The organism is Streptomyces phaeochromogenes, from assembly GCF_001418655.1.
Classification (GTDB): Bacteria; Actinomycetota; Actinomycetes; order Streptomycetales; family Streptomycetaceae; genus Streptomyces; species Streptomyces phaeochromogenes.
In genome coordinates, this window is record NZ_LIQZ01000440.1 from 1 (window position 1) to 8,484 (window position 8,484).

General features: G+C 70.1%; 10 protein-coding genes. 5 read left to right on the plus strand and 5 right to left on the minus strand.

Annotation, left to right across the window (positions count from 1 at the left end):
• Positions 1-252 precede the first annotated feature (252 nt).
• On the plus strand, positions 253-1,542 hold the full coding sequence (locus tag AOK17_RS42125) for an MFS transporter (RefSeq protein WP_079053594.1): 1,290 nt from the start codon (positions 253-255) through the stop codon (positions 1,540-1,542).
• A 103-nt stretch (positions 1,543-1,645) separates the two neighbouring features.
• Here the strand turns inward: AOK17_RS42125 and AOK17_RS42130 are convergent, their stop codons facing one another.
• Positions 1,646-2,374: a PepSY domain-containing protein gene (locus AOK17_RS42130; protein ID WP_055617939.1), complete on the minus strand. Its 729-nt coding sequence runs from the start codon at positions 2,372-2,374 to the stop codon at positions 1,646-1,648.
• Between the two features lie 171 nt (positions 2,375-2,545).
• On the opposite strand from AOK17_RS42130, the gene AOK17_RS42135 reads away from it, so the two are divergent.
• Together AOK17_RS42135 and AOK17_RS42140 are read left to right on the plus strand one after the other, a co-directional pair.
• Complete coding sequence (locus tag AOK17_RS42135) at positions 2,546-3,214, plus strand: response regulator transcription factor (RefSeq protein ID WP_055617940.1); 669 nt, start codon at positions 2,546-2,548, stop codon at positions 3,212-3,214.
• On the plus strand, positions 3,211-4,671 hold the full coding sequence (locus AOK17_RS42140) for a HAMP domain-containing sensor histidine kinase (RefSeq protein ID WP_055617941.1): 1,461 nt from the start codon (positions 3,211-3,213) through the stop codon (positions 4,669-4,671). Before AOK17_RS42135 ends, AOK17_RS42140 begins: the two co-directional genes overlap by 4 nt.
• A 28-nt stretch (positions 4,672-4,699) precedes the next feature.
• On the opposite strand, the gene AOK17_RS42145 is transcribed toward AOK17_RS42140, so the two are convergent.
• The 4 genes from AOK17_RS42145 to AOK17_RS42160 all read right to left on the minus strand — a co-directional run bounded on the left by AOK17_RS42145 (position 4,700) and on the right by AOK17_RS42160 (position 7,347).
• Positions 4,700-5,176, minus strand: a complete 477-nt coding sequence (locus AOK17_RS42145; RefSeq protein WP_055617942.1) for a MarR family winged helix-turn-helix transcriptional regulator — start codon at positions 5,174-5,176, stop codon at positions 4,700-4,702.
• Between the two features lie 92 nt (positions 5,177-5,268).
• Positions 5,269-6,066 (minus strand): AIM24 family protein, encoded by a 798-nt coding sequence (locus tag AOK17_RS42150; protein WP_055617943.1) that lies wholly within the window; start codon positions 6,064-6,066, stop codon positions 5,269-5,271.
• Positions 6,063-6,713, minus strand: coding sequence for an AIM24 family protein (locus AOK17_RS42155; protein WP_055617944.1), 651 nt, complete (start codon positions 6,711-6,713; stop codon positions 6,063-6,065). Before AOK17_RS42155 ends, AOK17_RS42150 begins: the two co-directional genes overlap by 4 nt.
• A gap of 1 nt (position 6,714) precedes the next feature.
• Positions 6,715-7,347 carry an AIM24 family protein gene (locus AOK17_RS42160; protein ID WP_055617945.1) on the minus strand — a complete coding sequence of 211 codons (633 nt, stop codon included), beginning with the start codon at positions 7,345-7,347 and terminating at the stop codon, positions 6,715-6,717.
• A 239-nt stretch (positions 7,348-7,586) separates the two neighbouring features.
• On the opposite strand from AOK17_RS42160, the gene AOK17_RS42165 reads away from it, so the two are divergent.
• Positions 7,587-7,931 (plus strand): DUF3817 domain-containing protein, encoded by a 345-nt coding sequence (locus AOK17_RS42165; RefSeq protein WP_055617946.1) that lies wholly within the window; start codon positions 7,587-7,589, stop codon positions 7,929-7,931.
• Entirely contained in the window at positions 7,928-8,221 is a 294-nt protein-coding gene (locus AOK17_RS42170; protein WP_055617947.1) for an MTH1187 family thiamine-binding protein, read from the plus strand. Before AOK17_RS42165 ends, AOK17_RS42170 begins: the two co-directional genes overlap by 4 nt.
• The last annotated feature ends 263 nt before the right edge of the window (positions 8,222-8,484 follow it).

Consider the following 8,484-nt stretch of genomic DNA (forward strand, 5'->3'; position numbering starts at 1 on the left):
GCGCACGGGGGTTCGGGGGCGGAGCCCCTGAGTAAGGGACGGGAATGGGTAGGGGCGGCGGGGGCGAGAAAAGGCCTGTTGGTGGTCCGGGGGCGCTGGTAGCTTCGGGGGCGTGTTTCTCCTCTTGGCGTAGGGCCCGTCCCGGCCCGCGATCGGCAGCGCGGTAGGCGCAGCCGTCGCGGAGCACAGGCGTCCCCGTTGCCCGGGCGCACGCCCACCCCGGCGGCGCCCTCTTTCTGAGGAACCCTTCGCATGTCTGCGTCTTCAACGCGGCCCTCGTATGCCGCGGTACTGCGCATGCCCCACGCCACCCGCACCTTCACAGCCGCCCTGGTCGGCAGGCTGTCGTACGGGATGGTCTCGCTCGCCGTGCTGCTGGCGGTGAGCCGCGCCACCGGCTCGTACGCCGCCGCAGGAGCCGTCATGGCACTCTTCGGCGCCGCGAGCGTGTTTCTGTCACCCCTGAGGGCCGCCCTGGTGGACCGCCACGGCCCGCGCCGCGCACTGCTGCCGATGGCCGCGCTGTACGCGGGCCTGCTCGGCACACTCGCCGCGGCGACCTGGCGCCCCGGCGCACCCGCGGCCGTCCTGGGCACGGTCGCCGTCGCGGCGGGCGCCTGCACCCCGCCCCTCGGCCCCACCATGCGCGCCGTCTGGGGCGAACTCGTCACCGACAGGCGGCTGTTGCAGCGCGCGTACAGCCTGGACGGCGTCGCCGAGGAACTGCTGTTCGTCTCGGGGCCACTGCTGGTGGGAGTGCTCGTAGGGTTCGCGCCCCCGGCCGCGGGGGTCGCCGTGAGCGCACTGCTGGTCGGCATCGGCACTCTGGCGTTCGTCACCTCACCCGTGGTGAAGAACGTCGCCGTACGGGCCTCCCGCGCTCGGGCCCGCGCCCGGACTCGGATCGGGCGCGGGCTTGTCCAGCCCGTCGTCGTGGCCGCGGGCGTCGGGCTCTCGCTCGGCGCCGTCGACCTGCTGGTGCTGGCCTTCGCCGAGCAGCGGGGCCACGGGGACGACACCGTGGCGTGGATCTTCGCCGCGCTGTCGGCCGGGAGCGCCGTGGGCGGGCTGCTGTACGGCGCGGTCGAGTGGCGTGCCGGAGCCCGGGTCCGACTGCCGGCGCTGACGGCGGGCCTGGGCCTCTCCCTGGCCGCCGCCGGTCTCGCCCCGGGCTTCGCCACGCTCACCGGCGCCGTCGTGTGTGCCGGGTTCTTCGTCGCCCCGGCGCTGACCACCGCGTATCTGGTGGCCGACGAGTCCGCCGCGCCGGGCGCCCGGGTCCAGGCCGGTGCCTGGGTCAACACCGCGGTGAACGCGGGTATCTCGACGGGCGCGGCGGCCGGGGGACTGCTGGTGGGCCGCCTGCCCGTGGGCGCGGGGTTCGCCCTGGCCGGCGGCGCGGCGCTGCTCGCGGCAGCCGCCGTCGGCGTCGGAACCCGCTATCCCCGCGCCCGGCCACAGAAGCAGAAGCAGAAGCAGAAGTTGGAGTTGGAGCGGGAGCACGAGCACGAGCGGGAGCGGGAACAGGAGCAGAAGCACTAGCAGGAAGTCGGCTCCGCGGAACAAGCCCGCGAACGCCGGTAAGGGCACCCGGCCGGTGCCGGGTGCCCTTACCTGTGGTCCCTGGGGGAGGGAAGAGGGGACGTCAGTCGTTCGAGCGGTCCGCCGTGATCTTGCCGGAGTCGGGGTTGACCCTCCAGTCGCTGCCGGTGCCGTTCGCGGCGGTGGTGTCGACCTCCCAGGCCTTGTCCGTGCTCTCCTCGTCGAGGTCGACGGAGGTCACGGTGCCCTTGGCGGCGCCGGCCTCCGCGGCCTCGGCGGCGGTGACGGAGCTGCCCTTGAGGGCGGCCCGGATCTGCGCGGTCTCGGCGGCGTCGTCACCGTCGTCGTCCCGGTCGACGTGGGAGCCGACGACCTTGCCGGTGGCGGGGTCGACCTGCACGCTGTGCCAGGCGCCGCCGTTGGTGAGGATGTCCACGTCCCACACGTGCTTGGTGCCCTCGTCGTCCAGGTCGGCCGAGACGGCAGTGCCCTTCGTGTCCTTCAGCGCCGCCTTGATCGCGTCGGCGGCGTCGACCTGCGCGACCTTGGCGTCGGCGGCGTTCTCGGCCTTGTCCTCGGCGTCCTCGCCGGTGTCCTTGGCGGCCTTGTCCTCGGCCGCGTCGGCCTTGTCCTCCGCCTTGTCGTCCGCGTCGTTGTCGTCCGTGTCGTTCACATTGGCGTCGTCGTCACGGCCGGTGTCGTCGTTCGACACCTGCACGTTGGACTTCTTCGCCGGCGCCTCTTCGTCACCCGAGACCGCGATGGCGGTCGCGGTGCCGCCGCCGATCAGGGCTGCGGCCGCGATGGTGGCGATGACGATGTTGCGCTTCATGGGATTCCTCCAGAATGCGACTGGTTGCAACCAGTAACGGATGGTGTCGCCGGTTGCAGTGGCTTGTCTGCCTCGTCTGCTGTCGACGGGAACCAATCTGGCTGAACGACGCTGAAGCCGACCTGAAGCCTCCTGAAGGCTTCTTCAGGTTCGGTTTGCGACTCTTGGCGCATGCGCCTGTTGATCGTGGAGGACGAAAAGCGGCTCGCCCTGTCGCTCGCCAAGGGCCTGACGGCCGAGGGATACGCCGTGGACGTGGTCCACGACGGCCTGGAGGGGCTGCACATGGCCGGCGAGGGCTCGTACGACCTCGTCATCCTCGACATCATGCTGCCCGGCATGAACGGCTACCGCGTGTGCGGCGCCCTGCGGGCCGCGGGACACGACGTGCCGATCCTGATGCTCACGGCCAAGGACGGCGAGTACGACGAGGCCGAGGGCCTCGACACGGGCGCCGACGACTATCTGACCAAGCCGTTCTCGTACGTCGTCCTCGTCGCCCGGGTGAAGGCGCTCCTGCGGCGGCGCGGCCCGTCGGGCGGAGCCTCGCCCGTGTACGAGGTCGGGCACCTCAAGGTCGACACCGCCGCCCGGCGAGTGTTCCTCGCGGAGGACGAGATCACCCTGACCACCAAGGAGTTCTCCGTCCTCGAACAGCTCGTCGTGCGGGCCGGGGAGGTCGTCTCGAAGGCCGACATCCTGGAGCACGTCTGGGACTTCGCGTACGAGGGCGACCCGAACATCGTCGAGGTCTACATCAGCACCCTGCGCCGCAAGCTCGGCCCGGAGCTCATCAGGACCGTACGCGGGGCCGGATACAGACTGGAGGCACGGGCATGAGGCGGCGCATGAGATCGGTACGGGCCCGCGCCACGCTCGCCGCGACCCTCGTCGTCGCCATAGCCCTGGTCGCCGCGGGCGCCGCCGTGCTGCTCGCGCTGCGGGCCAGCCTCATCGGCCAGGCGGACACCGAGGCCGACTCGGTGGCCCGCAACGCCGCCTCGGCACTGTCCAACGGACTCGCGTACAACGATCTCGACCTGCCGGACGGCGACGAGAACCCCGTCGAGATCCTGGACCGGAAGGGGAAGCCCGTCGTCTTCGGCGAGGACGTCGAGGGCATGAACGTGTCCGCCAAGGCCTCGGACCGGCTGAACTCCGTCGCCAATGACGACGCCGGCGACACGGACGAGGGAGCGGCCGACGAGGAGGACGCTCTCGGCCCCGGCGACATCGCCGACGAGACCTGGTACGGCGAGGGCACCGCGACCGTCGAGGGGGAGACGGCCGACTACCGGTTCGCCGGGGTCGACGTGGTCACGAAGGGGGGTGTCCCGCTCACCGTCTACGCGGGCGCTCCGCTCTCCGCCGAACAGGACGCCGTCAGCACGGCGTTGACGGCCATGCTGATCGGCCTGCCTCTGCTGCTGGTGACGGTCAGCGGGGTGACGTACGTCGTCACCAGGCGGGCCCTGCGCCCCGTGGAGGGGATCCGGGCCGAGATGGCCGCCATCACGGCCTCCGAGGACCTCTCGCGGCGCGTCCCCGAGCCCGCCACCCACGACGAGGTCGCCCGCCTCGCCCGTACGACGAACGAGACGCTCGCCGCCCTGGAGGCCTCGGTGGAGCGGCAGCGCGCGTTCGTCGCCGACGCCTCGCACGAGCTGCGCAGCCCCATCGCCTCGCTGCGCACCCAGCTCGAAGTGGGCGCCGCGCACCCGGAGTTGCTGGACGTGGACGGGGCCGTCGAGGACACCGTACGGCTGCAGCGGCTGGCCGCCGACCTGCTGCTGCTCGCCCGGCTGGACGCGGGCGAGCGGTCGGCGGACGGGCGCCTGGACCTGGCGGCGTTCGTCCACGAGGAGGCGGGCCAGCGGGTCGGGGACCGGGTCGAGGTGTCCGTGGACGCCGAGTCCGTCGAGGTGGCCGGGTCGCGCGGGCAGTTGGCGCGCGTGCTGGGCAATCTGCTGGACAACGCGCAGCGGCACACGCGGACCTCGGTCGCCGTGACCGTGCGGCGCTCGCGGGAGTGGGCGGTCCTCGGGGTCGCCGACGACGGCACGGGCGTGCCGGCCGCCGAGCGCGAGCGGGTCTTCGAGCGGTTCGTGCGGCTCGACGAGGCCCGTACGCGCGACGACGGCGGAGCCGGTCTCGGCCTCGCCATCGCCCGCGACGTCGCCGTCCGGCACGGTGGATCGCTCACCGTCCGGGACACGCCGACAGGCGGAGCCCTGTTCGAACTCCGCCTGCCCTTGGCCAAGTCGGACCGACCGGCGCAGTCGGCCCAGCCGGTCTAGCCGGCTGCCCGGTTGATCCGGTCGTACGTCAGGAACGCCCGCGCTGGCCCCGCAGGTGCTCCGCGATCGGGGTCAGGGACTTGTGGAGCTCTTCCAGGGCCTCCGGCGAGAGGAGGTCGATGAAGTGCCGCCGCACGGACGCCACATGGTGGGGCGAGACCTTCCGCATCGTCTCCAGGCCGTGGTCCGTGAGCACGGCGTACAGCCCACGGCGGTCGGACTCGCAGTTCTCGCGCCTGACCAGGTCCGCGTTCTCCATGCGGGTGATCTGGTGGGAGAGGCGGCTCTTGGACTGGAGGGTGGCGGACGCGAGGTCGCTCATCCGCATCCGTTTGCCCTCCGACTCGGAGAGGTTCACCAGGATCTCGTAGTCGTTCATCGTCAGGCCGAACGGTTGGAGGTCCTTTTCGAGCTGATACGTCAACAGCCTGTTGACCTCCAGGTGGGTGCGCCAGGCGCACTGCTCCGCATCGGTCAGCCAGCGAGTGGCCGTCTCGGTCTCCATGTATGAATTCTACCTAAGATGTTGAAAAGCGAACTAGTGAGGGTGGCGTGACGCCGCGCACACGTTCGACGTCACACTCCGCAGACTACCGCTCACAGCCCGAAGCGACGCTGGAGGTCTCCCAGCTGTCCGGGAAGGCGCGGTGCGCCGGCTTGCTGTCCCTGGTGGCCGGGTGCCCCGCCGCCACCCGGCACTCCGGCCTGGTTCGGGACCGCGCCCGCGGCCTGCTCCGCCATCAGGGCCTCGCTGGACTGGAGCAGTACCGTGCCGGCGCCCACGAACTCGAACTGGTGCTCCTCCCCGGAGGCCCCTCCCATGCCCGTCAGCGCACGTAGACCGCCCATCAGGCCTGTCATGTACCCGTGGTCGTAGTGGTGGCACGGCGAGGGGCAGTCGGCCCAGCCGACCAGGGCCTGCGGGTCGACCCGGATCGGGGGTTCCATGAACACCACGGGACCGTTCGACGCGGCCACGAACTTGCCCGTCCCGATCAGCGTGAGAAAGCCCGGCACGATCGACTGCTTGAGCGCGAGACTTGGCTGAAAAGCGAGGAGATTGCCCGAGCGAATGGTCAGATTGCCCTCCTCCAGGTCGAAGGAGTTCACGTCGAAGGCCCGGTCGGCGAGGAGCATCTTGCCCGAGCCGGAGGCCACGACCCAGTCGCTCGCGTGCAACGGCGAATGAAAACTCGTCCGCACCAGCCGGTCCAGACGACCGTGCCCGATGCCGTTGAACTCCATCGAGCCGTAGTAGGCGATCATCTTGCCCTTCTGCAGGAACCACTCGCTCCCCTTGAGTTCCACGCAGAAGGTGTACGCGTTCACGTTGTCGTCGACCGGCAGGGTCGACGGGTCGTGGATCACGGGGCCCGTGCCCGGGTAGGTGGTCACAGCTTCTCCTCCGACGCCTGCACGTACACCGCACCACTCCCGGTCAGCTCCAGCTGGAACGCCTCGCCCGAGCCGCGGCCCACCAGATCGCGCAGACCGAGCGCGCTGGAGAGCTTGTTGCGTACGTCCCCGTGGTGGGCGACGTACGCCTGCGGGTCGACATGCACCGGGCGCTGCGGGCTGATCGGCACCTCGATGACCCCGCCGTGCGCCATGACGGCGACGCTGCCGTGCCCCTTGAGGGTCGTGGTGAACAGCCCCTGACCCGTCACCTGGCCGCGCACCATGCCCATGACCCCGCCCTGCGAGCCCATGAACATCGTGCCCTGCTCCAGGGTGCCGTCGAAGGCGAGCAGCCGGTCCGCCTCCACGTACAGGGTCTCGCCCGTCAGGCTGATCACCTGGATGTGGTGGCCGCCGTGCCCGAACAGGACCGTGCCGGAGCCCTCGACGGTCATCAGCGGGGTCGCCTCGTCGGCCACCCGCCGTCCGATCATCGACATGAGGCCGCCCTGGCCGCCCTGCATGTTGGGGGTGAAGGACACCTCGCCCTTGTAGGCGAGCATCGCGCCGCGCTGGCTGAACAGCCGCTGCCCCGGCATGACCGTGGCCTCGATCATCTTCGAGTTGATCTCACGGAAGGGCATGTCACACATCTCCCGCGATCGAGTTGCGCTCACTGGGCTGTACGTACACGACGCCGTCGCCCTCGAAGCGGATCTGGAAGGCCTCGCCGCCGCCCTCGCCCATGAACGTGCGGAACGTCACACCGGACTGGAAGGACTGCCGGAGGTTGCCCTGATGGGCGATGTACGCCCCCGGGTCGACGGTCAGCGGGTACTGCGAGCTGACCCGCAGCACCACGGCAGGACCGTCCGACATGATCGCCGCCTGGCCGTGCCCCTCGATGGTCGTCGTGAAGAGCCCGTTGCCCTGTGAGGCGCCCCTGAGTCCCGTGAAGGACGTGCCCGTGCGCAGGCCGGAGTCGGTCGCGAGCAGATTGCTCGACTCGACGAAGAGTTTGTCGCCCTGGAGGTTCACGAGGTTGATCTCGCTGGCCCGGTCGGCGAACCAGCAGGTCCCCTGCCCCTTCACCTCCATGAGGGTCATCTGCTCACCGGTGATCCGGCGCGTCACCATGCCGCGGATACCCTCGCCACCGCCGCTGAGCTTCTTGAAGGCCATCTGACCGTCGTACGCCACCATCGAACCGTTCTTCGCCTTCACGGCGTCGCCGGTCATGTCGACGGCCAGCACCTTGCTGCCTTGGAGTCGGAACATCGCCACGGTGACGACGGTAGCCGTCGGGCCTGGTCGCCGAACAGATCCTTCGGGATGATCCGTCCCTGAAAACACCTCGGGGTCCGGTCGGCCGGGTTCCGCGGGTTCCGACCCCCAGGCCGGACGGCAGGGGTCAGGATGTTTCAATGGGAAAGCTTGTGCGTGCGTTCACAAAGCTTCCGTGCGGCACCGGCACCCCTTCCGAATCCACCCCAGACTCCTCCCACCGAAGGTGACTCGTGGACATCAAGACCGCCTCCGCCCTCCGTCGTCTCCGTCTGGTCTCGGCCCCGGAGGCCGTTTCCTTCCTCCTGCTGCTGGTCTGCTCGGTGCTGAAGCGGACGACGGACTTCAACGCGGTGCCCGTGATGGGCATGGTCCACGGCATCCTCTTCATCCTGTACCTGATCTTCTGGGCCGACGCCTGGAACCGTGCCAAGTGGGGCCTGAAGACCGCGGCCCTCTACTTCGTGCTCTCCGTGCTGCCGACCGGCGGCTTCTTCGCCGAGCGCAAGCTCAAGCGCGAGGCCGAGAGCGCGCTGATCGCGTCCCGCGCGCGGAACGAAGGGATCGTCAACGCATGATCGTCGCCTTCTCCGTGACGCCGTTGGGTGTCGGTGAGGACGTGGGGGAGTACGTTGCCGACGCCGTGCGGGTTGTACGGGAGTCGGGGCTGCCCAATCGCACCGACGCGATGTTCACCTCGATCGAGGGTGAGTGGGATGAGGTGATGGACGTCGTGCGGCGGGCCGTTGCCGTGGTGGAGGAGCGGGCGCCTCGGGTTTCGCTGGTCCTGAAGGCGGACATTCGGCCCGGGGTCACTGATGGACTGACGTCCAAGGTCGAGACGGTGGAGCGACACCTTTCGGAGTAGCGGTGTCGCTTGCCGCGGTGGATGTGTGGGTGCGGGTGGGTCGGTGCTGGGTGCGCAGTTCCCCGCGCCCCTGAAAAACCCGGTGCCGAGGTCTGTTTGCCGAGTGGCCGTCGGTTTGGGTTGCTCGCGCAGTTCCCCGCGCCCCTGAAAGAACCGGTGCTCGGGCCTGTTTGTCGCGTGGCCGTCGGTTTGGGTTGCCCGCGCAGTTCCCCGCGCCCCCAAGCACCTAAGGGGCGCGGGGAACTGCGCAATCTTTTAGGGGC

Excerpts from the sequence above, each read along its gene's own strand:
- AOK17_RS42155 (WP_055617944.1), bottom strand. The coding sequence starts at position 6,713 with ATGCCCTTCCGTGAGATCAACTCGAAGATGATCGAGGCCACGGTCATG.
- AOK17_RS42140 (WP_055617941.1), top strand. The coding sequence starts at position 3,211 with ATGAGGCGGCGCATGAGATCGGTACGGGCCCGCGCCACGCTCGCCGCG.
- AOK17_RS42160 (WP_055617945.1), bottom strand. The coding sequence starts at position 7,347 with ATGTTCCGACTCCAAGGCAGCAAGGTGCTGGCCGTCGACATGACCGGC.
- AOK17_RS42125 (WP_079053594.1), top strand. The coding sequence starts at position 253 with ATGTCTGCGTCTTCAACGCGGCCCTCGTATGCCGCGGTACTGCGCATG.
- AOK17_RS42145 (WP_055617942.1), bottom strand. The coding sequence starts at position 5,176 with ATGGAGACCGAGACGGCCACTCGCTGGCTGACCGATGCGGAGCAGTGC.
- AOK17_RS42135 (WP_055617940.1), top strand. The coding sequence starts at position 2,546 with ATGCGCCTGTTGATCGTGGAGGACGAAAAGCGGCTCGCCCTGTCGCTC.
- AOK17_RS42170 (WP_055617947.1), top strand. The coding sequence starts at position 7,928 with ATGATCGTCGCCTTCTCCGTGACGCCGTTGGGTGTCGGTGAGGACGTG.
- AOK17_RS42130 (WP_055617939.1), bottom strand. The coding sequence starts at position 2,374 with ATGAAGCGCAACATCGTCATCGCCACCATCGCGGCCGCAGCCCTGATC.